At 53.5% G+C, this 25,813-nt stretch carries 22 protein-coding genes; 8 read left to right on the forward strand and 14 right to left on the reverse strand.

Going from position 1 to position 25,813, the window contains the following annotated elements; genetic code table 11:
• Positions 1-6 precede the first annotated feature (6 nt).
• On the forward strand, positions 7-1,554 hold the full coding sequence (locus GJ746_RS20950; protein ID WP_154681918.1) for an MFS transporter: 1,548 nt from the start codon (positions 7-9) through the stop codon (positions 1,552-1,554).
• 86 nt (positions 1,555-1,640) lie between these two features.
• Here the strand turns inward: GJ746_RS20950 and GJ746_RS20955 are convergent, their stop codons facing one another.
• From GJ746_RS20955 to deoC, 3 genes are read right to left on the reverse strand one after another with little or no spacing between them, the layout of a single operon-like run.
• Complete coding sequence (locus tag GJ746_RS20955; protein WP_154681919.1) at positions 1,641-2,414, reverse strand: DeoR/GlpR family DNA-binding transcription regulator; 774 nt, start codon at positions 2,412-2,414, stop codon at positions 1,641-1,643.
• Positions 2,415-2,469: 55 nt separating this feature from the next.
• Entirely contained in the window at positions 2,470-3,975 is a 1,506-nt protein-coding gene (locus tag GJ746_RS20960) for a xylulokinase (RefSeq protein ID WP_154681920.1), read from the reverse strand.
• 53 nt (positions 3,976-4,028) lie between these two features.
• Positions 4,029-4,778: a deoxyribose-phosphate aldolase gene (deoC, locus tag GJ746_RS20965; RefSeq protein WP_154681921.1), complete on the reverse strand. Its 750-nt coding sequence runs from the start codon at positions 4,776-4,778 to the stop codon at positions 4,029-4,031.
• Between the two features lie 383 nt (positions 4,779-5,161).
• On the opposite strand from deoC, the gene GJ746_RS20970 reads away from it, so the two are divergent.
• From GJ746_RS20970 to GJ746_RS21000, 7 genes are all read left to right on the forward strand, one after another.
• Positions 5,162-5,962: a DeoR/GlpR family DNA-binding transcription regulator gene (locus GJ746_RS20970; protein ID WP_154681922.1), complete on the forward strand. Its 801-nt coding sequence runs from the start codon at positions 5,162-5,164 to the stop codon at positions 5,960-5,962.
• A 109-nt stretch (positions 5,963-6,071) separates the two neighbouring features.
• The gene (gene alsE / locus GJ746_RS20975; protein ID WP_154681923.1) at positions 6,072-6,761 is read left to right on the forward strand and encodes a D-allulose 6-phosphate 3-epimerase; all 690 of its coding nucleotides are present in this window, start codon (positions 6,072-6,074) and stop codon (positions 6,759-6,761) included.
• Positions 6,762-6,772: 11 nt separating this feature from the next.
• On the forward strand, positions 6,773-7,714 hold the full coding sequence (locus tag GJ746_RS20980) for a ribokinase (protein ID WP_154682790.1): 942 nt from the start codon (positions 6,773-6,775) through the stop codon (positions 7,712-7,714).
• Positions 7,715-7,929: 215 nt separating this feature from the next.
• Positions 7,930-9,261, forward strand: coding sequence for an L-fucose:H+ symporter permease (gene fucP / locus GJ746_RS20985; protein WP_154681924.1), 1,332 nt, complete (start codon positions 7,930-7,932; stop codon positions 9,259-9,261).
• A gap of 1 nt (position 9,262) precedes the next feature.
• A complete protein-coding gene (locus tag GJ746_RS20990) occupies positions 9,263-9,652 on the forward strand; it encodes a VOC family protein (RefSeq protein WP_154681925.1) in 390 nt (129 codons plus the stop codon).
• 395 nt (positions 9,653-10,047) lie between these two features.
• Positions 10,048-11,697 carry an OFA family MFS transporter gene (locus GJ746_RS20995; RefSeq protein ID WP_154681926.1) on the forward strand — a complete coding sequence of 550 codons (1,650 nt, stop codon included), beginning with the start codon at positions 10,048-10,050 and terminating at the stop codon, positions 11,695-11,697.
• 558 nt (positions 11,698-12,255) lie between these two features.
• Complete coding sequence (locus tag GJ746_RS21000) at positions 12,256-12,696, forward strand: nucleoside 2-deoxyribosyltransferase (RefSeq protein WP_154681927.1); 441 nt, start codon at positions 12,256-12,258, stop codon at positions 12,694-12,696.
• A gap of 50 nt (positions 12,697-12,746) precedes the next feature.
• Here GJ746_RS21000 and GJ746_RS21005 read toward each other — a convergent pair whose 3' ends face one another.
• From GJ746_RS21005 to GJ746_RS21055, 11 genes are all read right to left on the reverse strand, one after another.
• On the reverse strand, positions 12,747-13,265 hold the full coding sequence (locus GJ746_RS21005) for an AAA family ATPase (RefSeq protein WP_154681928.1): 519 nt from the start codon (positions 13,263-13,265) through the stop codon (positions 12,747-12,749).
• A 232-nt stretch (positions 13,266-13,497) separates the two neighbouring features.
• A complete protein-coding gene (locus GJ746_RS21010; protein WP_154681929.1) occupies positions 13,498-14,241 on the reverse strand; it encodes a Crp/Fnr family transcriptional regulator in 744 nt (247 codons plus the stop codon).
• Between the two features lie 75 nt (positions 14,242-14,316).
• The gene (locus GJ746_RS21015; protein WP_154681930.1) at positions 14,317-15,663 is read right to left on the reverse strand and encodes an MFS transporter; all 1,347 of its coding nucleotides are present in this window, start codon (positions 15,661-15,663) and stop codon (positions 14,317-14,319) included.
• A gap of 67 nt (positions 15,664-15,730) precedes the next feature.
• Positions 15,731-16,843 carry a mandelate racemase/muconate lactonizing enzyme family protein gene (locus GJ746_RS21020; RefSeq protein ID WP_154681931.1) on the reverse strand — a complete coding sequence of 371 codons (1,113 nt, stop codon included), beginning with the start codon at positions 16,841-16,843 and terminating at the stop codon, positions 15,731-15,733.
• Positions 16,844-17,705: 862 nt separating this feature from the next.
• Positions 17,706-18,416, reverse strand: a complete 711-nt coding sequence (locus GJ746_RS21025; protein WP_154681932.1) for a hypothetical protein — start codon at positions 18,414-18,416, stop codon at positions 17,706-17,708.
• Between the two features lie 8 nt (positions 18,417-18,424).
• Entirely contained in the window at positions 18,425-18,997 is a 573-nt protein-coding gene (locus GJ746_RS21030) for a hypothetical protein (RefSeq protein ID WP_154681933.1), read from the reverse strand.
• A 130-nt stretch (positions 18,998-19,127) separates the two neighbouring features.
• Entirely contained in the window at positions 19,128-21,656 is a 2,529-nt protein-coding gene (locus tag GJ746_RS21035) for a fimbria/pilus outer membrane usher protein (protein WP_195908763.1), read from the reverse strand.
• A 40-nt stretch (positions 21,657-21,696) separates the two neighbouring features.
• Positions 21,697-22,401 carry a molecular chaperone gene (locus tag GJ746_RS21040; protein ID WP_154681935.1) on the reverse strand — a complete coding sequence of 235 codons (705 nt, stop codon included), beginning with the start codon at positions 22,399-22,401 and terminating at the stop codon, positions 21,697-21,699.
• Between the two features lie 66 nt (positions 22,402-22,467).
• A complete protein-coding gene (locus tag GJ746_RS21045) occupies positions 22,468-23,022 on the reverse strand; it encodes a fimbrial protein (RefSeq protein ID WP_154681936.1) in 555 nt (184 codons plus the stop codon).
• A 250-nt stretch (positions 23,023-23,272) separates the two neighbouring features.
• Positions 23,273-23,821, reverse strand: coding sequence for a hypothetical protein (locus tag GJ746_RS21050; protein WP_154681937.1), 549 nt, complete (start codon positions 23,819-23,821; stop codon positions 23,273-23,275).
• 1,032 nt (positions 23,822-24,853) lie between these two features.
• Entirely contained in the window at positions 24,854-25,801 is a 948-nt protein-coding gene (locus GJ746_RS21055; RefSeq protein ID WP_154681938.1) for a fimbrial protein, read from the reverse strand.
• Between the last annotated feature and the right edge of the window lie 12 nt (positions 25,802-25,813).

Below are 25,813 nucleotides of genomic sequence, written 5' to 3' on the forward strand. Positions count from 1 at the left end.
TCAACCATGACCCTCAAAAACAGAAAAGTGACTATTCCTGTCAGTATCGGCTACGGTCTGACGGATATTATGGGCGGCGGAGCCTTTACCGTCATCGGTGCATGGCTTCTCTTTTTCTATACCACCTTTGTCGGCCTGTCGCCGATTGAAGCGGCATCTATTGTGGCGATAGCCCGTATTGTTGATGCTATCGTTAGCCTGTTTATGGGCAGCTTCACCGACCATTTCTATAAAAATTATCTGGGTAAAAAATTTGGCCGCCGTCGTTTCTTCCTGTTAATTGGCGCGCCGCTTATGCTGGTTTATATCCTGCTGTGGATGAACGGCATGAATTTCTGGTTCTATCTCGCGGTCTACCTGGCCTTTGAGATTATCGCGGCAATGGTGCTTATCCCCTGGGAAACGCTGCCGTCTGAGATGACCAAAGATTTTAACGATCGAACCAAGCTCTCGACTTGCCGCATGTTTTTGTCGGCATCCGGTACCTTTCTCGCCACTTTTATTCCGGGTCTGCTGATCGGCTGGCTGGGTGAGAATAACGCAGATGCTTATCTGATTAACGGCGTAGTCTTTGCCGTTATGTTTACCGTCTGCGTATTTATTTCCTGGAAAGTCACCTGGGAGCGCGAGCTCACGCCGGAAATGCAGGCGGAGATCGAGAAAGCGTCGCAGCCCACTACCTTCGCAGAGAAAATCACGGCCTTCGGTAACTTGTTTAAAGAGTACGCTTCCACCCTGAAGGTGCGCGCATTTCGTAAACACCTGGCCATCTATCTCTTTTCCTTCACCGCGAAGGATGTTTACAACACGGTGTTTGTCTTTTTCTGCGTCTATTGCCTGAATGTCTCCTCCTCTCTGGCGGGAACGCTGCTGTCGATGAGCATTGTGGGATTGCCGGTCACGCTGGCGGCGGGCGTTGCCATCATTAAATACGGTCCATCCCGTCTTTATATCTTCGCTTATACCCTGATGATGCTGTGTCTCGGCGGATTCTTCCTGGTCTATCAGTTCCCGACGGATAACAAAGTGATGCTGCTGGTGATCCTCGCGGGCGTTTATCAGGTCGGCCGCTGCGTGCTGGAATTTACCCCGTGGAACGTATTCCCGTTTATTCCGGATATCGACGAAATGATTACGCGCCAGCGCCGCGAAGGCCTGTTTGCTGCGGTGATGACCTTCTCCCGCAAGACAACGGTTGCCATCGCGACCTTTGCGGTGGGCCTGCTGTTACAGAGCGGAGGCTTCGTGAAAGGTAGCCAGGCGCAGCCTCAGGAAGCCATCACCACGATTGCTATGCTGCTGTTTGTCGGCACCGCCGGGCTGTTGATCATTGCTCTGTGGCAAGCGCTGACCTTCCATCTGAACAAGCGTACGCACAAAATTTTTGTCGATGAGATTGATCGCCTGAAAGCGCATGGCCGCAAGCAGGATGTCACGCCTGAAGCCCGCCATGTTGTGGAAGATCTTACCGGTTACTCTTACGATAAACTGTGGTGTGAGGATGCGTCAGCGCCCGTCAACGCAAATAACCCAGGCGCCGCCCTCAACGGATAGATCCTGCCGGCAGGAGTGGCCAATATGTCATGCCTTGCCTCCCCTGCGCAGCAGGCGGAGGCAACATTCAGCGGCAATACCGAGCGCTAATCGCGCTCCTCTTCATCCAGAGAGATAATCTGAATTCCGGCGTTGCGATACTCTTCAGCCTCATCGGGCAGACGATCGATAACGACGGTATCAATCCGGCTTGCGGCGGTAAACTGGGCAAGAGAGGTATTGTTAAGCTTGCTGTAGTCGCAAACGATAATCACCTGGCTGGCGTGTTCAACCATGCCTCGTTTTGTTTCTGCCAGCATAATGTCGGCAACGCAGGCGCCGTGTTTCAGCGATAGCGAATTGGTGCCCATAAACGCTTTATCGACGTTAAGCGTATCAAGAATAGAACGCCCGTTAATCGCCACCACGCAGTGGTAGCCCTTCTTAACGATCCCGCCCAGCAGAATAGTTTGTATAGAGGGACTGGCCTCCAGCTCGCGGGCAATTTGATAATCGTTGGTAACCACCGTTACGTTCTGTCTGTCACGAATATTACGCGCGATATGTAAGGTCGTGGTGCCGGTATCCAGCACGATGATATCGCCATCTTCAACCAGCGCCGCCGCACGTTGGCCAATCCGCTCTTTGGCGCTGAGGTTAACAATTTCACGCGCGTCGGAGGCCTGCTCAAAGCTCGCCCGGGTGCGCAGAACGGCCCCGCCATGGGTTCGGGTGAGCAGCCCCTCCTCTTCCAGCTGGCGGAGATCGGCACGAATGGTGGCACCAGATACGTTAAAGACATCACACATCTCAGACACAGCGACTTTGCGTTTTTCCCTGAGAATACTGAGCAACTTCTCCTGTCTTTCTTCTGCAAACATTCTGCCTCTCTCTTATTTACGACGCTTGCCACGCGGTGTCGGCGTTGGCTTACCTTCAGTCCGGTCCTGCGCTCAGCGCATCCAGCCTGTCGTATAGGGCAGCGGATTGCTGATAGAGCGTATCAAAAAGCTCAGCGCAGGAGTGGTAGTACTCCTGCAGACGGGGATCCGGCGAAATCAGTTTGTCAAACTGGACGGTCTGCCGCACGCCGCTGGCAAAATCGGCATAGAGCCCCGCGCCAACCCCGGCGATAATACCGCATCCGGTGACGCCATTCTCCTGATTGCGGGTAGATAATATCGGAAGATTGTACGCCGCAGCTTTGATTTCAAGCCATAGCTGGCTGCGCGCGCCGCCGCCGGAAGCTATCATTTGCTGCGGATATTGCCCGCACTCCTGCAGCTGGCGAAGGTTGCGCCAGGAAGCGAACGCCACCCCCTCCAGCACCGCCCGGAATAAATGACCGCGACGATGCTTACGCTGCAGGCCGAAGAACTGCGCCCGCGAATTGTTGTGCTCGGCCAGGCGTTCTCCCGTCAGATAGGGAAGAAATATTAGCCCTTCCGCGCCAGCCGGTACCTCCGCCGCCTCCTGTAAAAACTGCGGGTGGGTTATCTGGTTATCGGCAAGCGCCAGCCGCGCCCAGCGAACGGCATCCCCCCCGGCATCCAGGATCGTAAATCCGCCCCAGGCAGCGTTGGCCAGATGAAGGTTATTGACCAGCGGATGGCGTAACGGTCGCGGCGATACCACCGTTATCAGCGTCGAGGTTCCGGTGGAGTCAGATGCCATTCCCGGCTCATACACGCCCGATCCGAGCAGGGAGGCCGCCATATCAGAAGTACCGGCAACCACCGGAATCCCCACCGGCAGGCCCGTCAGTCCGGATGCCCGCGGAGTCACCTGGCCGATAATCTCGCTGGATAGTTTGAGGTCCGGCAGCTGATCGAGCCGCAGGCCAAACATCTCACAGGCTTGCGAAGACCAGTCTCGGGTTTCGCTATCCATCAGGAAATAGCAGGACGCCTCGCTATAGTCGGTCGCCAGCGCGCCGGTCAGCATAAAATTAATATAGTCTTTTGGCATCAGCACTTTGGCGAGCTTCGGCCAACTTTGCGGATGATGCTCCCGCCACCAGGCTAATTTGAAAGCGGGCCACGCCGCGGCGGGCGGGTTATTCAAATGCACCAGCCACTTTTCCTGCCCTTCGCGCGCGGCAAAAGCATCGACCTGCGGCTGGCTGCGCTTGTCATTCCACAATAGCGCCCGGTCCTCCACCAGCTGGCCATCACTATCCAGCAGCACCGTACCGTGCATCTGTCCGCAGGCGCCAATAACCGCAATCTGCGCAACCGTTTCAGGATAGCGGTAGAGCACCTCGCGTATGCATTCACAGGCGGCCTGCCACCATAAAGAAGGGGCCTGCTCTGACCAACCTGCGCGCGGCGTGGTCTGTTCATACTCTCTTTGCGCAAATCCGACCATCGTGCCATCAACGCGCAAAATAGCGGCGCGAGTACTGCCTGTGCCAACATCAATCGTGAGTATTTTATCTTTCATCACTGGCTCCGGTGACGTCTTAAGGCGGGCTACCAGGCCCGCAGCTTCTCAGTTTAATCGGCGTTCAGCTCGGGAAAACGTTCAGGGTGCTGTTCCAGTTCCGCCAGCACTTTGCTTACCGCGCCATGGCTCATGCCAAAGCGACGAACGCCAAGCTGATAGAGCGCGCGCACCGTTTCCAGATCGCGAATACCTCCCGCGCCTTTGATATCAATTCGCCCTTTAAGCTGATCGGCGATGATGCTGACTTTTTCCACCGTCGCCCCGGTTGGCGCCCAGCCGGTAGAGGTTTTGACCCACTTCATGCCGACCTCTACGGCAATATCGCAAACCCGGCGAATTTGTTCTTCATTCAGATAGTGCGTTTCGAGGATCACTTTCGCCGGAACCGGGGCTGCGGCCTCCACCACCCGGCGCAAATCTTCGCGAACATAGTCATAATCGCCGGATAAAACTTTGCCAATATTCACCACCATGTCCACTTCACGAGCGCCATCGGCAATCAGCTGCCGCACTTCCTGAACCTTAATATCGGTAGCATGTCCACCGCCTGGAAAGCCGACCGGCCCGCCAATCATCACTTCTCCCGTGCCCTGCTGCGGCAGCAATGTGCTGAGAAAACGCGTCCAGCACGGCAGTACGTGTACGGAAATAATATTGTAGCGAGCTGCCAGTTCAGCACAGGCGCGAACGTCGGCTTCAGTGCTGGTCGCCTGGACGGCGCTCAGGTCAATTAAACGTGCAAAACGACGGGTTGTTTCATTCATGGTTTTATCCTGCTCTTTGTTTTTAATTGCTTTCATTTAATGCTCTAAATTGGCATAAATCCATTTAAAAACGCATCAAATGAAAATAACGTGATCAATTTAGCATTTTTTTATTTTCATTTGTTTTTAATTAACAGACGAAAAATGAATGAAGCGATCCTCGAACGGGCATAAGCGGTCATTAACGGGCATAAGCGGTCATTAACGGGCACAAAAGCAATTTTGCTTTTATTTTTGTTTGCTTTTGTTTGTGACCGGATAGCGAATAAAACCGCGCAAAAAGCGGCGGAAGGCGGGTCGAAATGCGGTTCTGGTCACACAGTCTGCTGATAAAACCACGGCCTGCGCCGGATATTTCCGGCGTCCCAACGTCCCGAACAAGGGGAAGGTAAGCTGATTTAGTACTTCAGGAGAGAGTTATGTTGCCGCTGGAACGTCACCGTTTGATTGTCGAACTGCTGGGCCAACGCGGGGTAATGCGGGTCAATGAGATCGCACAAGCCACCCAGGTTTCCAGGGAAACGATTCGCCGCGATCTGAGCGAACTGGAGCGACGCGGAATATTAAATCGTAGTCACGGAGGAGCGCTGGTGACGGAAAACGCCCTCCCGGCAAGCAGAACGCTGGCGCCTGCCCTTCCGGTCGAGGATGCGCAGGGAAGCTTTCAGCAAAGAACGCTGCTGCACAGCGAGGGCAAAATGCGCATTGCCCGTAAAGCGCTGCAGTTTCTCCAGCCGGGAAAGACTATTTTGCTCGACGGCAGCACCACCAGCTGGTTTTTAGCCCGGCAGATGCCGGAGATGGCGTTAACGGTTATCACGCCATCCATCCGCATCTTACAAACGCTGATGAGCAGGCGTTCATTGCATCTGGTGGGGTTGGGAGGCGATTTTTCGCCTGGCGAGGAGTCGTTCTTTGGGGAAAACGCCTCGCGAATGCTGCGGGAGTATGACGTTGATACGCTCTTTTTCTCATGCCAGGGGCTGGAGCGCGATAGCGGCCTGTATGTAGGGACGGAAGCCCACGCCGCATTGCTGAAACAGATGATGGTGACCGCCCGCCAGGTGGTTGCATTAGTCGATGCCAGCAAACTCGGACGCCTGGGCGTAACGCGGCTCGGAGGATTAGGCGAACTCGACTGTTTAATCACCGAAAAGTTTGACGATCCGCTGCTGGAAAAAGAGATGACCTGGCACAACGCCAGCATACAAATCGCCTGAGTACGCCGTCATGCGATGACGGTTAATACCAGCATTGTCGAAACGCTGCTTTGCGCGGCAGGGCCAGACTTTGCCTGAAATCAGCCCATTACCGGAATCAAGAGGCCTTATGCGTTATTACATTTCTCCCTCGCTCATGTGTATGGACATGATGCAAATAACTGAACAGCTGCGTTTTTTAAATAACAAAGCCGACAGGCTGCACGTCGACATCATGGACGGACACTATGTGAAAAATCTGGCGCTCTCGGCCAGTTTTGTCGCGCAGATTCGTCCTTATACCGCGCTGCCTATCGATGTCCATTTGATGGTTGAAGAACCCGCTTTGTTTATTCCGGCGCTGCTCAAGGCCGGAGCGGACTCTATTTCACTTCATCCAGAAACCATCTGCCGGGAAGCCTTTCGCGTCATCAACACCATCCGTCAGGCGGGGAAAGAAGTGGGGATGGTCCTCAACCCCGCCACGCCGATTGAGAGCGTTCAGCACTATCTGCATCTGCTCGATAAGGTCACCGTGATGACCGTCGATCCGGGCTATGCCGGTCAGCCGTTCATTCCCGAAATGCTCGACAAAATCGCGCAGCTTCATCAGTTAAAACGGACCCGTGGCCTTAGGTTCTTGCTTGAAGTCGACGGTTCATGCAACCGACATACCTACCGTGAACTGCTGGGGGCCGGGGCGCAGATATTAATTATGGGCAGCAGCGGTTTATTCCGCCCGGATATTCCGCTCGAACAGGCCTGGGAAAATATGTCTCTGGACCTGGCCGCGGCGCTGGGTTCCCCCGAGCTGGTTTAAAGGAGCGGATGATGTCAGGAAAAGTCTGTGTTTTTGGTTCGTTCAATTTCGACATGGTCGCCAGAGTTGAGCGTTTCCCCGTGCCGGGCGAGTCGTTAGTGGCATGCGCAAGCATGACCAGCGCCGGAGGAAAAGGGGCGAATCAGGCCACCGCCGCGCTAAAAGCGGGGGCGAATGTCCACTACATCGGCAAGATTGGTCATGATACGTTCGGTCAATTTGCCCGCCGCCATCTGAAAAGCGTGGGTTTTAATGCCGTAACGCTGCTGGTCGCGGAGTCCGTCCCTACCGGCAATGCGCTGATTTATGTTGCCGGCAATGACGCCGAAAATATGATTGCCGTCGATCCCGGCGCGAATATGACGGTCACGGACGATGAAATCGCCGGCTGCATTCCCGCCATCGGCTGCGCGGATGTGGTTCTGGTTCAGCTGGAGAACAATCTTTCCGCCATTGAACAGGTCGTTGATGCCGCTCAGCGGGCCGGCGTCTTCGTGGTGCTCAACCCCGCCCCCTGGCAGGCCGTGGATAAAGCCTTTCTGAGTAAAGTCGATTTGCTCACCCCGAACGCGACGGAAGCCAGATTAATGACCGGCTGTCGGGCTGACGATCTGGCTGGCGCTGCAGAAGCGGCCGATGTTCTGCATGTTCAGGGCGCACGCAACGTCATTATCACGCTTGGCGCCAAGGGCGCGCTGCTGAGCGAGCAAGGCGTGAAAACCCATATCCCCTGCTTTCCTTCTCATCCCCGCGATACCACCGGCGCAGGAGATGCGTTCAACGGCGCGCTGGCGGCGCGGCTTGCCTGCGGCGAGCCGCTGCACAAAGCGGCCCAGTTTGCGGCGGCCTACGCCGCGGTCAGCGTCGAAAAGCAGGGCGCGTCATCTTTACCTGAGTACCAGGAGGCACAAGAACGGCTTTTACGTGCCGCCTCTGATTATGAAATGGCATAAACCCTACGACATATACCCAAAATAATTCGAGTTGCAGGACAAAACGGCTAGCCGTTCTGAACAGCGCTTGCGCTGGCCCCGTAAGGCCGAGTCACGCGGCGACGCAGTGAATCCCCAGGAGCTTACTCTGGTAAGTGACTGGGGTGAGCGAGGAAAGCCAACGCACAAACGACTTGAAGTATGAAGGGTACAAAAACCATTACGAGGATAGCTCAATGAGTACGCTAATAACGGATAAGGTCGATAAAGCGGCGGTCCACAATGAAAAACTGGATACCAGCGCCTATTTACCGCATACCCCCTGGCTGCAGTTTTTACTGGTCTGTTGCCTGTTTGCGCTATGGGGGATGGCGGGCAACCTGAATGATATTTTGATTGCCCAGTTTAAAAAGGGTTTCGATTTAACGGATACGCAGACCGCGCTGGTACAGTCGATTTTTTTCCTCGGCTACTTTTTTGTCGCTCTGCCCGCGGCGGCGCTGATTAAGCGATATTCCTATAAAGCGGCAATTATTATAGGACTATGCCTGTACGCTCTGGGCTGTTTCCTTTTCGTACCCGCCGCACAGATCATGACCTACGGCGCTTTCCTCGCCTGCCTGGGAGTGATTGCCTGCGGACTCTCTTTCCTGGAAACGTCTGCGAATACCTACTCGAGCCTGCTGGGCCCGATTCAATCCTCCACCCAGCGCATTAACTTTTCGCAGATCTTCAACTCCCTCGGCGTTATTTCCGGCGTGCTGATTGGTCAGGTGATGGTTTTCGGCGAAAACGACCCGAGCCATGAACAGCTGCTGGCGATGCCCGCTGCCGCCGCGGACGCCGCGCGCCATCAGATGGTAGGTCAGGTGGTTGGCCCTTATCTGATTATCGGCTCCGTGCTGGTGGTGCTGGCGCTGGTATTTGTGTTTGTTAAATTTCCATCATGCAAGGGCACCCAGTCTCAGCAGCAGGCTCCGGCGGAGAGCATGGGACCCACGCTGAAACGCCTGTTTGCCATTCCGCGTTTTCGCCTTGGGATCCTGTCGCAGTTTTTGTACGTCGGCGCCCAGGTAGGCGTATGGAGCTTTACGATTCGCTTTGTGCAGCTCGTACAGGAGGGAACCAGCGAGCACTCCGCCACCTACTGGCTGCTGGCTTCTCTGGTGATTTACGCCGTGGGAAAAACCATTGCCACCTGGCTGATGAACCGTCTGAATCCGGCGCTACTGCTCGGCACCTTTGCCCTGGCCGCTACCGTCCTTTTATTGATTGCCGTATTCAGCAGCTCAATGCTGGCGGTCTATGCGCTGATTCTGGTGAGCTTCTGCATGGCGCCATGCTGGCCGACTAACTTTGGTCTGGTCATTAAAGGCATGGGGAAAGATACCCAGACCGCAGGCTCGATAGTGGTGATGTCAATTATCGGCGGCGCGGTTATTCCGCTGGTGATGGGCATTATCTCTGATATGAACGGCGGCAATATGCAAATCGCCTTTATCGCCCCGCTCTTATGCTTTGTGTATGTCGCTTTCTATGGTTTCTGGTGCGTGCGTAAGGGGGTATAAGATGCGCGAACTTATCAACAATATTGCCCATATCGGCTATCAGGTCAGCGACTTAATGCGTTCGCTGGCATTCTACGAACCGCTGGGTTTTAAGCGCCAGCAGCGGTTTAGCAAACCCTCGCCGCAGGGCACCATTGAAGTCGCTTTTATTGAAATGGGGGGCGCTGTTCTCGAGCTGTACCAGCTTCCCGCAGGAACGCCGTTCGACGCTCCTCGCTGCGGTATCGATCATCTGGCGCTTAAGGTCAGCGATCTTAATGCCGTTCAGAAGCGACTTGAAGCGCTCGGCTATCCGCTGGATGAAGGGCCGATAGAAGAAGACAACGTGCGCTTCCTGCTGATTCGCGGCCCCGATGGTGAACGGCTCGAGTTCGATGCGTTTAAACATTAAGCCATTGCGCTGAAGACAATTTTGCCACTTTTAGACCCGGGTAAAGCGAGTCTAACCTGACGCTGCTGCCTGCCGCCGGATAAAACGATCGGCAGCGCAGCGCCAGGTACTTCATCCAGCCGACCAGCTACCGCCACCCGCCGTAAAGATGCTGCTATTGCACCGTATCACTCTGAGAGCGGCGCTTATCAAAATAATATTCCGCATATCGATTTTATATCCTGTTGTCCTTACGTCACCGATAACCGGTTTTATGTATTAACCGTTCTCTGAAGCTTGCTCGCTTCAGTCGCCATTTTTGTACACTATTTAACCTGATGGCACCTTTCTTGCCTTTTATCTACTTTCTCCGACGGCAGCTTTTGTCGGCTAACGTACATAAAAAGGACAGGAAAATGGCGCAAATGAATGAAAATATCGCGACCGCACCGGTCTCTCCGCTACGCGAGTTCTTCGCGAAACCACGTATTATCGCCAGGCCCGGCTTTAACCGCTGGCTGGTGCCGCCGGCGGCGCTGGCCGTTCATCTCTGTATCGGTATGGCCTATGGATTTTCGGTTTACTGGCTGCCCATGTCGCAGTTAATAGGAGGAAGCGAGTCCCTACAATGCCCGGTCAATATGTCGTTCTGGCAGCAGCTGTTTACCCGCGATTGCGACTGGAAAATCTCCATGCTGGGTTGGACCTACACGCTGTTTTTTGTTTTTCTCGGCTGTTCAGCCGCGCTGTGGGGCAGCTGGCTTGAGAAGGTTGGGCCACGGCTGGTCAGTTTTATTGCCACGCTATGCTGGTGCGGCGGCCTGCTGCTATCAAGCGTCGCTATCTATTTCCATCAGCTATGGCTGTTATGGCTGGGGGCCGGGGTTATCGGCGGTGTGGGCCTCGGGCTGGGCTATATTTCACCGGTTTCGACGTTGTTACGCTGGTTTCCCGATAAGCGCGGCATGGCGGCCGGAATGGCCATTATGGGTTTTGGCGGCGGAGCGCTGGTCGGGGCTCCGCTGGCAAACGCGCTGATGAACTACTTCGCCGGCCCGGAGGGTAACGGCGTGTGGCAGAGCATCCTGGCGCTGGCCGCGATTTATGCGCTGTTTATGCTCGGCGGCACCTTTGGCTATCGCCTGCCGCCAATGGGCTGGCATCCTTCGGGTGAAAAGGCGCAAAAAACCATCCGCAATAATTCAACGATTCAGGTCCACGTTCACGTCGCCTGTCGTACCCCGCAGTTCTGGCTGCTGTGGATGGTACTGTGGCTAAACGTGACCGCGGGTATCGGTATCCTCGGTATGGCCTCGCCGATGCTGCAGGAGATCTTTGCCGGTAAGCTGCTATCGCTCGATCTGAGCTGGCATGAACTTAACGGCGAACAGCTAAAACGCATTGCGACCATGGCCGCCGGATTTACCGGTCTGCTCAGCCTGTTTAACATTCTGGGGCGTTTTTTCTGGGCATCGGTATCCGACCTGTGCGGGCGCAAAATGACCTTTGCGATGATTTTCTGCCTGGGCGCCGTGCTGTACGGTACGTTGCCGCTGGTGAATCACGGCGGCTATATCGCGCTATACGTCTGCGCGATGTGCATTATCATTTCGATGTACGGCGGAGGGTTTGCCAGCATTCCCGCTTATCTGGCCGACATATTTGGTTCACAGATGGTTGGCGCGATTCATGGACGCCTGTTGACCGCCTGGTCGGCTGCGGGGATCAGCGGCCCGGTTCTGGTGAACTATCTGCGCGAATATCAGCTGACCCACGGCGTCTCGCCTGAGCGCGTCTATGATATCACGCTGATGGTCCTGACCGCCCTGCTGGTCATTGGCTTTATCTGTAATCAGCTGGTGCGTCCGCTTACGCAAGACCATGCAATGACCGCCGAACAGCAGCAACAGGCGAAAGGTCTGTATACCATTAACAAGGATGCTCAGCTTACGTGGGAGCCCCGTCCGTCAACGCTGCTGTTGACCGCAAGCTGGGTAGCGGTCAGCGTTCCGCTTTTATGGGGAATAGGTACTACGCTACAGCAGGCCGTGAAGTTTTTTATGTAGGTGCTCGCAGCCGATGCCGTCAGATATCGGCTGCGGCAAGTGACTAATCTCGCCCTTACGTAATAACAGACCGTATGCTGGCGGCGATCAATAAATCCGCCAGCCTGCGGCTCGATATCCTGAGGCGCCTCTTCTGCTGTCCGCATAGACAGCGGAGGAAAACGGGGGGCCTTTCCTGCCCATCCGCGACGCGGATAGTACGATGCCGTTAAAGCTAAGCCGCTATCCCGAAGATAAAGGCACCAACAGAGGCCAGATGCGCACTTTTTGTGGCACACAACATGGTCTGTATCCATAGATCTGGTTATTCTAGCAGCCAGGTGAATATTTATTGCGTTATCACCATTACGCCCACGGGGAGCGCAGCACGGACATCTCAGGGCAGCAGACCGCTGGCGTAGCCTGTCTCAGGGCTGAGGCCATCGCGGGAAGTGGTCGCAAGGGGTTTATTTGTATTCGGCGCTTAACAACGCTGAATGCATATTAGGGAAGAATGGCTGTATATCGAACCTTTCACTGATATTGCAGCCTTTACTGAATCTTCAGGAGAATCAATTGATGGTAAATATTTATATTGCGAGCCCTTTTTTCAGCGACGATCAAATTGCACGGGTGCAGCGAGTGGAACAGGCGCTGACCGCAAACAAAACGGTGGATAAATTTTTCTCACCCCGCCTCGCTGACCCGGACAACCTGGAATACGGCAGCCTACCCTGGCGCGACTTCATCTTTAAGAACGATATCAAACACCTCGATGAAGCGACGGTAGTCGTTGCCGTAGTTGATTTCTTTGACGATCACGTCGACAGCGGTACGGCATATGAAATCGGCTATGCCCACGCATTTAAAAAGCCGCTGATTATCGTTCAGGAAAAAGGGAATAAGCTAAACCTGATGATTTCAGAAAGCCTGACCTACTATACCCAAAGCGCTGAAGAGTTAGAGAGTTACGACTTTACCCAGCTTAAAAAGAATATTTTTACCGGCGACGTTTTCTGATATCACGCGGTCGCCTCAGCGACCGCTTTTCTCCATCACCGCACGACCGTTCATGAACTCACCGAGCGCGACTCAATATGCTGAAGGATCTTCTCTACCACCTCTTCGGCTGTCATTAAAGATGTGTCCAGAGTGAGGCTGGCGGAGCGCCAGGGTTCGTACTCACGGGTAATGACCTTTTGCCAGTCCGGCAAGATATGCCCGCTAATATCCGCTTCACGATTTTCAACGCGATGTCGGTGCTGCGTTTGATCGGAGCAGGTAAATTCTATCTCCAGAAAAGGCGCGTCAGTATCAGTCGCCACTTCTCTCCAGGCCTGCCGGGTAATGGCGATGGAATTAACCGAGTCGGCAATCACGGTATTTCCCAGCCTGAGGTTATCCGCAGCAATAGAGTACGCCACCAGATATCCGGCCGGGCCCATCTCTCCCATGGCGAGAGTTTTCGCGCGAATCAAAGATTGTTCAATTGAATCAATACGTAACCAGACAGCTTTCAACCTGATGGCCAGAAGACGGGCAATGGTTGATTTACCGGTACCGGGCAGTCCGCCAAAGATCAATAACATACGTATCCCTTAATAAATAACAAATGCAGAGGATGACCACAGTAGAGTGCTGATAACATCACGTCCAGCGCGATACGGGCTCGCTGCAGCACGAGCCTATAACCATATTAAAATAACGGTTAAATGACATCTTTTGAGTTTATTTACAGCTACTGAGCCACGGGACCTTAGCCTGACTGGCCCCCCCGCGGCGTTTTAACAGATGTTTTTTTCATCAGCGCAAATGCCAGCGCTATTCGTCTTCATCAGCATATAGCTGCCTGAGCGCATTGATATTGACGATTAGAATTTTGCCGTACTTAGCGTCTATCCAGCCTAACTTTTCCCACGCGACCAGCCGTTTGTTGATAGTCTGGCGGGTCGTGTTAATGATTGTCGCCAGATCGTCCTGCGTCAGGTAGAGATTGATTAATACCCCCCGTTCGTGCGGCTCACCATATCCCTCAGACAAACTCACTAGCCGCTTTGCCAGGCGGGCAGAAACCGATAAAAGCGTGCTGTCATGCAGCATAGTGAAGGCATTACGTACCACTTTACACAGCAGTAACGCCATAAATCGATGAAAAATTGGGTAATTTTGCAGAAGGAATTCAACATCGCTGGGTTTGAGTGTCAGAAGTGTGGTTTTACCGATCGCCCTGGCGTCGTGGGTTCGGAGGGATTTATCGATCATGCCAATTTCGCCGAACCAGTTGCCCGGAGAGAGATAGCGGAAAATACATTCTCTGCCGTCAGCAGAAACGGTACTTACCTTTACGGAACCGGTGATGACCGCATAGAAGCCAAGCGATTCATCACCGCGGTAGTGAATGATCTCCCCATTATCGTACTGATACAAACCGGCGCGGGACATAATCTGTTCAACGAGATAGTCCGGTAGCGCTCGAAACCAACTGCTACCAAGCAGAATATGGTTGATCTCCTCCGACGAAATGACGAGATCATGCGACGGTGCTACGGCCAATATCTTAACCATCGTTGTGGCAACCTGAGGTCGATTGTTGTCGTAGCACTGTATCATTTCCTGTGAATCAAAGCGGCGCAGATATTTTTATTCACTGACCGGTAATTTATGCGTTGCTGGCTGAGTATTCATCGGTTTTTCAATGCCGAATCGACGCAGCGCCAGAATCATCAGACTGCCCATAGCCGTTACCAGGGCGAGAAAGTAGAGCCCTGCCTGTGCGGAATGAAAAGTATGCTCCGCCCAGACGCGCAGATTTGGCGCAACAAATCCCCCCAGATTTCCCATCGAGTTAATTAACGCGATGCCGGAAGCGGCTGCCGCGCCGCCAAGATATGAGGAAGGGAAGGTCCAGTACAGCGGCTGCATCGCCAGATGCCCGGCAGCGGCGACACACAGGGCAACAATGGCAATCAGCGGAATACTGTCCGCCAGACCGGAAACGGCAATTCCGATTGCCCCCGACATAAAGGTGATAGAGGCAACATAACGACGTTCCTGTAGCCTTTCCGAAATACGCGGCACGTAGTACACCGCGATAGCAGCGCACAGCGGCGGAATAGCGGTAACGAAACCGACCAGTAGGCCAACTTTAGTGCCCATCAGCGTGGCGATTTGCGTCGGCAGGAAGAAGTAGATCCCATACCCGCATACCTGCACCGTAAACCAGATCAGACATAAATAAAGCACGCGTACATCCAGCAGTGCTTGCCACACACTTTTTGGCCCGTGAGCAAGTTTGGCCTGCTCTTCCTGATTCAGCGTTTGGTTAAGCGCCGCTTTTTCCTGTTTTGTCAGCCAGGTGGCGTTATCAGGGCGATCGTCAAGATAGAAGAAAACCCAGATTCCGACGGCAGAAGCGAGCAATCCCTCAACGAGGAACATCAGCTGCCAACCGTGCAGGCCAAACGCCAGCACCGTCCCCTCAAGCGACAGGAGAGAACCTGAAAGCGGGCCACCGATGATAAACGCAAGCGGTGCGCCAAACAGAAAATAGCCGGTAACGCGTGCGCGGATATGCTGCGGGAACCAGAAGGTCAGATAAAGAATGACCCCGGGGAAGAAACCTGCTTCGCTGACGCCAAGCAGGAAGCGTAAAAAGATAAAAACCGACTCCGTGTGGGCGAACATCATCGCCGCGGACACGAGGCCCCAGGTCACCATAATACGCGCAAGCCAGACGCGAGCGCCGATACGATACAGCAGTATATTGCTGGGGACTTCGAACAGCGCATAGCCGATAAAGAAGATACCGGCGCCGAAAGCGTAAGCCGCATCGCTCAGGCCGGTGTCCAGCTGAAACTCTTGTTTGGCAAAGCCAATGTTGGAACGATCCAGATAGGCCAGAATAAACATCAACGTAACCATCGGGATGATCCGACGGATGGATTTACGGATTGCCAGTGATAAATCCTGATCGGTAGGGGCGAGCATAAATCACCTCTTTGTATTTGTCGTTATTGTGGTGGCCCGAGCGTGCGCACGGGCGATACAGGTTGGTTTATCGTACGCTAAAGCGTTCAAGAGCCTCCTGGCGAAGGGTGGTGCCTGCGCCAGGCTCGGTGGGCAGAGAGTAGTAACCCTCTTTGACCTCAACCGGATCGACGAAGCAGTCCAGCGTCCAGGGGATAAACTCCAGCAGCGAGCATGAAGGATGCGCCATAACCAGATGCAGCTGCGCCTGCATCATGTCACCGTGATGTGGCGTTACCGGCAGATTGAAAGCCTGACCAAGATCGGCAATTTCCCATACTGCCGTCAGCCCCCCGCAACGTGTTGCATCAGGCTGCAGGTAATCCACAGCGCCTGCCAGCACAAACTCTTTGAAAGAATCAAACTGATAGAGCAGCTCGCCCAGCGCAATTGGCGTGTTGATATGTTCAGCCAGGGTACGATGGCTCGCGACGTCGTCGTGCCACATCGGTTCTTCAAACCAGGTGATATCGAAGTCAGCCAGCCGGGAACCGTACTGCTTGGCGATACTGATATCCCATTTTGCGTTCGCGTCGACCATCAGATTCACATCATCGCCAATCGCCTTTCTGACCGCCTCAATGCGTTTGAGATCTTCCCGCGGATCCGGCTTACCGATTTTCATTTTGATGGCATTAAACCCTTCTTCAAAAATCATTTTTTTGCAGTCATCAACCAGTTCCGCCGTATCGCGGACCAGCCAGCCACAGTCGGTGTTATAAGCGAGGACACGGGTATTTTTCGAACCGCCAAAGACTTTCCACAGCGGCTGCTCCACTCTTTTTGCTTTGAGATCCCACAGCGCGATATCAATGGCTGAGAGCGCCATTTGCATCAAGCCGCCACGACCGACCCAGATATTTGTCGAACTGCGAGACATCTTACGATGCAGATAACGAACTTCACTGGCGTCCTCGCCGATCAGCATTGGACCAAAAACGTCCTGAATGATGGTGGTGATAAGGCGGTCGGTGGTGATATCGGCATGGGTTCCGGTATAGCCATAGCCAACAAGACCGGTGTCCGTTTCGATCATCACCCCCGGCATTCCCCAATGGGTAATGCTATGGGTTGAGTCGCCGATAATATTTTTCGTAACCGGCACGTGCATAATAAAGGTGGTGAGTTTGGTTATTTTCATTGCGGCTTCCTGTGTCTGTATGTCCTGACGGATGGCGCCAATGTAGCAACGGCCTTCCTGCAAGGCTGTCAAACGGTTGACACATCTCCGGAAGCGGAGAGGATTAACTGATTTTTTTGAAGTGGATCGCGAATTTGGCCGCAGCCCGGCCGGGTGATAAGCCATTAAGCTTATTCAGAAAAGCATTGTATAATGTGGCGTACGTCATATCCGGCAAATGGATCGTACATAAACCATTAAAAAGAGTATTTCATTAACGATGCCAAATCATGATTGGTATAACTGAATTTATAGTTAAATTTCAAAGAACTGGGCGACTACTGCTATCCCATGCCCGCTCGAATTCAAGAATAAAATAACCATAAAAAGCAATAATCACCATAGGAATTCATTTATGAAGTTTACGTTAATAGCCCTGGGAGTAATATTAATCATCGCATCGAGCCTGTTTTTTATGTGGCTGAGTGCGATGGGATGCATGTCAACAACGGGAGGTCCGTGCCACCGCAATGATTTTTTAACTGAAGAAGCGATTTATCTGTTCTATGCCCCGGTGACAATAGGGTGCATCTTTATTTTCCTGGGAATCAGAAGGCGAAAATAACCATGAATCGTTTGTACAGTGCTGACGTCCAAAGCTAACGTAGAAAAAAATCAAGGAAGGAGTGGGATTCCCCCTCCTTTATTAGTTTTGTTCTTTCCTTACAGCAGGTAGAGAAGCACATAAATATTTCGCAAGATTTAACGGCTACTTAATACATCCCGATCAGCGTACCGCTGTAGAATGGAAATTTCTTTTTAGTCAGCAAAAAACGTGCTTTCCCGCGTTAACGCTCAATAGCTAACGCGGGAAGCATTTTTATTAGTAGTAGTTTATCGTAAACTCCACAGCAGAATCCGCCCTGCCCGCCGTCATTGTGGTACTTCCGGCAGTTCTGACGTAGCGGGCTCTCAGAGGTATAGAGTAGTTAGCGACGCTGTTCAATAAATTCAGGCCGCTGTCTACCGCCAGACCAGAGACAGCTTTTTCCATTACATTGATACTCGATTTATCCTGAATTTCCAGGCACACGCCGCTCGCCGCATCAGTCGTGGGTGCGATATTAGCGCAATGCTCTCCGCTCGGCATTTCACTAAACCCATAAACTGGATTAAATAGTACACTAACGGTATTTGGAGTCAGGGCTCCCAAAACAATATCATCATCGCCATTCCAGCTAAAAGACGGCCATTGATTGGCTATCGCTTTGTAGAAACCAAACATCGGCGGGCAATTATTCAACTCAATGGCAAAATCCACCCACGGTGTATTTTCCATATTATCTGACACATTATGCTTCCCCATGGCCACATTGACATCGGGTGTCTGGCAGGTACCTGAGACTACATTAATGGAGCCGGACTCTATAATTAAACGAGGACCATAGTCTCGGGTCACTTCAGGCCCTGACGCATTCTCAAGAAAATCCATATGCAGAGTTACTGGCGGAACAGAGATGGGAACAGACCACGTCCCCGAGGGAATATCCCCCGTTTTAAGCAGATAAATATCCACGGTAAGATACTGTCCCATATAAGACGCTATACCACCCCAGCCGGAGCTCGTTCCATCCCCCCCCCCCAGTTCTGGATAAAGGGATAAGCCTTTAAGTTTGCAGAGGCAATCACAAGACCTAATCCAGGAATGCCTGTATCATAAATATTTCTGTTCCTCCACGTACCTACAATAGCCGGCAGACTACCTTCTATATTATGGTACAAGGTAAGCGTTATCGGGTTTTGATCACCATCGGTACGAATACAGTCTGTAACGCCGAGAAAATCCCCATTATCCGGATTCTTAATACTTTGGCTCCAGAGCACCGTACCAACCGGACTGTTTCTTAATGCTGAAACCTGAATACCGTCAAGAAGGAGTGGTATATGATAATCCACATAAGTGGTGCGCCCTGACATGTTCGAGGCACAATCTATTGCGGCAAGCGCCCTGCCCGGCAGCAGCGACAACAACAGCAACGACGCGAGAGAAAACATGATCCCGTGTTTTACGCTGAAATCATCCCGCCGCTCGCCCGTCATCCCTGCCCGCTGCTTTCCTGATAACGCCCGCGACACGCCGGCGATATAAGAACAATATTTCGTGAGTTTTTTCATTAAACGCTATGTCCCTGTTCTGTGCTTATTTAACAAGAATGCTGATGGCGGCATCGACACACGATCTATAAATAAGCGCGGTGCCCTTTCATGCTGAGCGTCACGCGCTTACCGGCATTCCTTTACTGTTTTACCGGACTCCGTCCGTTATCGCCCGGCACTGCGCGGTGACCGCCGTGGTTTCACCGTTTCTGGCGGCCGGAGGTAGCCGGTAAGCAAGACGGCAGCGCTCGTCTGCCGCTTCGCCCCAGCGGATAAACAGCTGCCCCTCATCGGCCTCCACGCGGGCAAAAATGCGCTTATTCTGCCCCACCACGCCCACCACGTTATTGCCCGCATCCAGGACGTTCGCCCCGAACGGCACCTCCGGCCCCCCGGCGAGGGAGATCAGCACCGGCCGCCCCTGCGTCGTGCCAAACGACAGCTTCACCACCGCGCCGCGGTACGGCGACACCTTCTGGCTGGTCTCGTCCAGCTCCGTTTCCTCCGGGATCCCCTTCGGATCGATGCTGATTTCATTGAGCTGATAAGCATTCAGGTACGGCACCAGCGCGTAGCCCCGGCCGTCCACTCTGATGCCGGAATAGCCGCTCACCGCCGCGCCCTCCGCGCCTTTCGCTTCGACCAGCGCCTGGGTTTCGCCGGTATACGGGCTCAGCGTCAGACCGCCGCTGTGCAGCACCGCCGCGCCGCTCAACCCCAGCGAATAGTTGTGATAATGCTTCCCGCTGCCGCCAAAGGCCTGCAGGGTGGTGTAGCGGGTACGCAGCGAGGTGCTGCCGTTGACGCTGGTATTACCGCCTCTATTCGCATTCGCCCCGCTCAGGCTGTAGCTGAGCGATTTATCCTCCAGCGCCGAGCCGCTGAGCGTCGCCTGCTCCCGCACGACGCCGCCGGGGTCGTGGTTCAGGTTCACGCTCATCTGGCGGAACGGACTGCCGCCGCCCAGCGGGATCGTCAGGTTCAGCATATAGCGGTTTTCAAAATCGCCGCTGCCGTTGCGGCTGCGGCTGGCGCTCAGGCTGTAGCTGACCCGCCCCATCTGGTTCGAATACCCCAGCTGGTACTGACGGTCGCTGTCGTCCCGGTTCCAGTAGTTCTGCTGGTACGCGCTCAGCCAGAAACTCCCCCGGCCCTGCGGCAGGCTCTGGCTCGCGGTGATCCCCAGCCGACTTTTGGGCCGCATAATCGTGTTAACCTGCCCGTTCTGATGCGGGCTGTCCCGCAGCTGCATCGCCGTCATGTAATCCAGGTAGCCGTCGGTCGAAAAGCGGTAGGCCGCGACGCTGATATTGCTCCCCGACTGCGCGATAAACTTGCTGTATTTCAGCTGATAGCTCTGGCCGCTCATGCTGCGGCCGTGCCCGTCCACCGGCTTTTCCAGCGCGGTTCTGGCGTGGGTCACGTCGAGGGAAAAGGCCCCCACCGGCGTGCCCACCGCGGCACCCAGCTGCCCGGCCTGGTAATCCTCATTGCCCTGCAGCCCGGCGTAGCCGGTAAACAGGTTGCTCAGCCCGCGGCGGAAGGTGAACTCCCCCAGCCAGGGCTCGCTGCTGACCCACCCCTGGCGCAGTTTCCCCAGCGTGGCGCTGTAGTGGTGCGTCCCCGGACGCAGCAGGTTACTGGTGGAGGCAAACGGCACCGTCTGTTTATGCACGCTGCCATCGGACTCCTGCACCTCCACCTCCAGGTCGCCGCCGTAGCCGGTGGGGTACAAATCGTTAATCTCAAACGGGCCCGGCGGCACGGTGGTTTCATACAACAGCCGCCCCTGCTGGCGAATTTGCACCCGGGCATTACTGGCTGCCGTCCCGCGGATCAGCGGCGCGTAGCCGCGCTGCGAGTCCGGCAGCATCTGCTCTTCGTTCGCCAGCTGCACGCCGCGAAAGGCCACGGTGTCAAACAGCTCCCCGGTGGTACTGGTGTCGCCGAGCGTCAGGCGCCCCTGAATCTGCGGAATATCCCGCTGGACATAGGTGTTGAGCGTCTGGTAGTGGCTGCCGGTCTCGTCCCGCCAGCTCCAGCTGCCGTTGTGACGGAAGAACCAGCCGCCAATATTGACCCCGCCGGCCAGGCCGGTATAGGCGCTGTCCGCACTGCCGGAGCGGCTTTCGTTGCGGTAGTAGCTGGCGCTGTAGCTCAGCAGCCCGGCGGTGATCCCTTTGTCCCACATCGCCGGGTTGACATAGCCCCGGGGGTGGCGCACCAGATACAGCGCCGGGATCTCCAGCTCGAGCCGCTGCTCGCCGGTGTCTAACTGAACTTTTGCCTGCGGTATCACCGCCTGAATCCCCAGGCAGTCATTCTCATTGCTGTTCGCCAGCAGCGCCTGCGCCTCAGGGCGCAGCCTGTCGATATCGAGGTCAATATCGAGCAGGGCCCGGGGAGAGAGGCAGATTTCACTGCGCCGTTCAGGCGGGCGGAGCGCGACGGTAATATCTTTCACGCCCCGGGACGCGCCGTTGACATACACTTCTGCCCGGTACACCCCGGGGGCGGCCTGGTTCTGCTCATAGCGGCTGAGATCGAGTTTCTGCTGGCTGCCCCGGCTCATAAACACGGTTTCGAACTCCACCGTCTCCTGGGCGTACAGCGGGGCGCAGAACAGGGCAATCGCACAGGCAACCGGCCGGCGGATAAAGGGGGCAAAGGGTTTCATCGACAGCTCCATTTTGTAAACCATTCCTGAACGGCGGGTCTTATTTCCCTGCAATATCAACCGGTCGCAGGGCGCCGTAGTCGTTAATGATGACCGGGTAAAATGTGGTGACGGATTTATTCAGGGTAAAGGTCCGGGTGCCGCCCGGGGCCATCATGCCGCCCTCGGAGATCGGTTTATCGCCCTTATCATCTTCCGTGAGATAAGCGACGGTAATGTGGAACGGCGTCGGATTACGGGCGGTGACCTGGTTACCGGAACGGGTCCAGACCACTTTTGATGGCGCCTCAGTGGCCGCGTTCCTGGACAGCCCGGCAGGGCGGAAAAAGATCTTCAGCCGCGAACGAAACGCCATCTGCAGCCGGTTCTGTTTATCGGGATTCGCCACTTTAGGCGGGACTTCCAGCACGTTCAGATAGAAAACGGACTCTTTGTCCTGCGGCAGGGCCTCGCCGGTATAGCGCAGGCGCAGGGTCTGGCCGCGACCAGCGTTGACGCGGTTAATCGGCGGGGTCAGGACAAACGGTGCCTTCGCGGTTTCCGGGGTGGACTTCGGGTCGCCGGAGTCCACCCAGGCCTGGATGAGTACCGGACCCGAACCGTTGTTGTTCATTTTGACCGACACCTCTTTCTCGGCTGCCGGGTAGATAACCCGCGTACCGGTAATGACGATTGCGCTGTGTGCCGGCAGTGCGAGGCCGGCCAGCAGGAGAAGAAGCAGTCGGGAAAAAAGTGGGAGTGTCATGGCATTCCTTCCTGAAAACCGGCAGCGTTCCCGCTGCCGGTGAATTAACGGGTAATAACGACAGGCTTACTGGTAGTCGATGCTGAAGTTGACGGCGCTTTCGACCAGACCCGGCGTGGTGGCACCGGTCGCGTAGTACTCCACGGAGTACGGCAGCACGGTTGACCCGCTGGAGATATCGAAACGGGTGGTGTTGACGGTCTGATCAGAGTTACCCACCTTGATTTTGCTGCCAGTTTGCTGATCGAGCAGCTGCAGCTGGACGTTGGTTGCCGCAGTCGCCGCCGCAGCAGTGTTGATCAGGTTATAGCTGTTAAAATCAACGGTAGAGCCGTTCTCAAAGAAGGCTGCCGCGGTGTTGGTCGCCGTCACGCCCTGGCAGTTCTCCAGACCGATGGTAAAGCCGGTGGTACCGGTCGTCTGACCCGCTGCCGCCAGGGTGGCAACGCTGACGGTCGGCAGGGTCACCAGCGCCGGAGAAGGCTGGCCGTCAACGGTGATGTCACAGGTGGTTGCAACCAGCTCGCCTTCAAAATTGATGGTGCCGTCTGCCGCCATAGCAGAAGAAGCGAAGCACGCGGAGGCGATAACAGCAGAAAGAGCAAGTGTGTTGAATTTCATTTTAAAACTCCATTTATTAATAAAACGCTTATCCTTCATCCTTTAATGAAAGATAAGTTCCATCACCGTGAAATTAATGTCTTCCGGCTAAACGTTCATCCGTGAGGAATAAAAGTTTACCGCTGTCAGACAAGATTAATTTCATCCGGTAAACCAAATGCATAAAAACGCGTTAAAATACTGACCGGTGTCTTACCGGAGATATCCTGTTCCATAAAAAAGATATAAACACCAGGTACGGTGAAAACGCTCAGACCGGCACCTTCATACTGAGGATATCCCGGCACAGTAATATGCCGACAGAATTACAGTTCAGCAGACCATATTCATGAAAGACATTGCGTTTTATCCGGTAAATGGCTTTCATGGCATTCCGCGAACCGTCAGAAATCGTGGCAGCAGACTTTCCGTTACACAGGTCGTCAAACATAGCCAGCGTACTGCGGGAAACCTCTTTCCGGCGCACGCATGACCGCGGCGCTTTCTGAAGAATATCCGTAAAAGCCTTTACGCTGAGATTTTTGGGCAGTATCCAGGGAAAATAGGTCAGCGGCGACACCGTGAGCGGAACGTCCAGCATCACCATCAGGCGGCAGCGGGCCAGTACCGGATTACGCAGTAAACGGCTACGCAGATGGGCATTATTCACGATAATACAGACCACATCACCCGGCTGCGGGACAAATAGTTTTTGCCCTTCCCCCGCTTTATAAAAGGAAGCCCTGAGTTCCAGTTCAGAGATTATGTGACGTATTCCGGGCAGGATAAAACTGTCATCAGAAATAAAATGATAATTCATTTTCACGAATCTCCTTTTCTCCCGAAAGATAAAAAATCACGGGATATAATAAGCCTGAGTCCTTTGCGTAAATAAATTAAACCATCAGTTCAAACTTATCCGGTAATCGTTTAAAACGATCGAATAAAAAAATCTGATAGTTTTGAGCTATCGAGTTTACATTATCGATCGTTGGTTGCTATTTAATTAATTAAGAATATTCATGTCTTTAATAAGAAAAACCACACTATGGATAGTGTGACTTCCGTTACCGATAAAAAGAAAATGATGAAAGTAATTTTCAAAAATAGATATATAATACATAACATTACTATGCTGTCAGGATGAAAAAAATGTGAACAAACGGGGTAATAAAGACCTGAAAGAAAAAAAGCATTAATAAAATTTTAATAAAAAAGCAAGCCGGCTGAAAAACAACACATTTATCGGGGAGCGGCGTGAGCAACCGGTCTCTGCCGGTTCCATGAACACCTTTTAAACAGCATTATTTCCAGAATATCCTCCATGTCATACAGAATATTCCTCATTTAATTTACAAAATATTTACATGAGGTGCCGAACAGAACAGTGCTTATCCACTGTCTGAAATGACGTCTGTAACAGGAGTTTTTTTTGACAATAATCCCGGGCAATACACAAATTCAGAGCCTTGTCAGGGGCTACCGGTATGTAAACATTCAGCTAGTGGAAAGCAAGCGAGACATACACTGACAAGCCAGGAATCGGGGTCTGAGAATGGGGCAAATGACAGTCAACATCAGGAAAGGATGAGCGGTGAAGGAGATTCATCACATGCAGGAGCCTGTTATCCGGCAGGCAGCCCAGCGGCTCTGTTTACATCTGAACGAAGATGTCAGTCTCCTCTGACTATACGGCAGGACATCTACCATGGTAAAGGCAGCTCACTATCCATTGCACCTGACGGCCAGTGCAATGGATATTATCCCCGAGAGTGCGATACAGATGATTATCGACAGTCGGGAGAGCCAGAGCTTATCGCTGTCGATATTTCCGGAACATTTTAAGCAAATATCACTGATATTCAAAAGTGAGGTCAATAATAGACTGCACGTTGCCGGCCGTGACCTGGCCTGTGGTTCTCGCATAGGTAGCGGTTAAACCTAAATCAACAGTCGAAGTCCCGACCGTGCCGATTAAAACATCAGTATTGGTTGGGATCACGCTGTTGTTACGCTTTAACTGCACCCCCACGCCCTGAGCAGGAGAAACGCTAGCCTGGTTGACAAATATTGTTTTCCCCGTATCTACGGTTGTACCGCTTAAGAAAAACTTCAGCTTCTCATCTTTTTCACAATAAATACTGACTGGAACATTTGCCGTTCCCGGATAATCAGGAAGCGTCACCGTGACGTTTTTGGCTGTAATGGTACATCCGCCTGTGGGCATCACGACGCTATTCAAGGCATATATGTTCCAGGTAAATGTCGCGGTGGCTTCGTTATCATTCACCGTCCCTTTATCAGCACCACGCTGGAACATGACTAACGTGGCGATCAGATCGCCTGGATTTATTAACATCCCAGATGCAACAGATATTGGCGTCAAAAAAAGCTTTACTTTCCATCCTTCATTTGCAGAGTTTACGAACAGTTGCTCAGATGTCGGTTTAGTCAAAGGGAATGGATGCGGGACTCCATAATAATTTAACGACCCAGTGAAGGTAGACAGGACGCCAGAATAGGCAGAACCTGACAATAAAGAAACATAGTCGTCACGTCTGGCTACTGCGGTATTGCGGCATCCAATGGAATTGGTAATATCAACCACCAGGTTTTCGCCCGGTTGAAGCTGAGGCGTTAAATTAACGTAGACACTGGCATTTCCGCCTCCAGTTCTACTATCCAATGCGTTCCCAGCCGCATCATCACAAATAAACGCAAAAGTCCTTTCTGAGTAAAACATGACTGTGAGCAGAAAAAGTAAGCCTGCCTGATATCGTCTAAAAAAGTTTTTTTCCATATTATTCTCCCT

The sequence above is a fragment of the Klebsiella oxytoca genome, from assembly GCF_009707385.1.
GTDB lineage: Bacteria > Pseudomonadota > Gammaproteobacteria > Enterobacterales > Enterobacteriaceae > Klebsiella > Klebsiella oxytoca_C.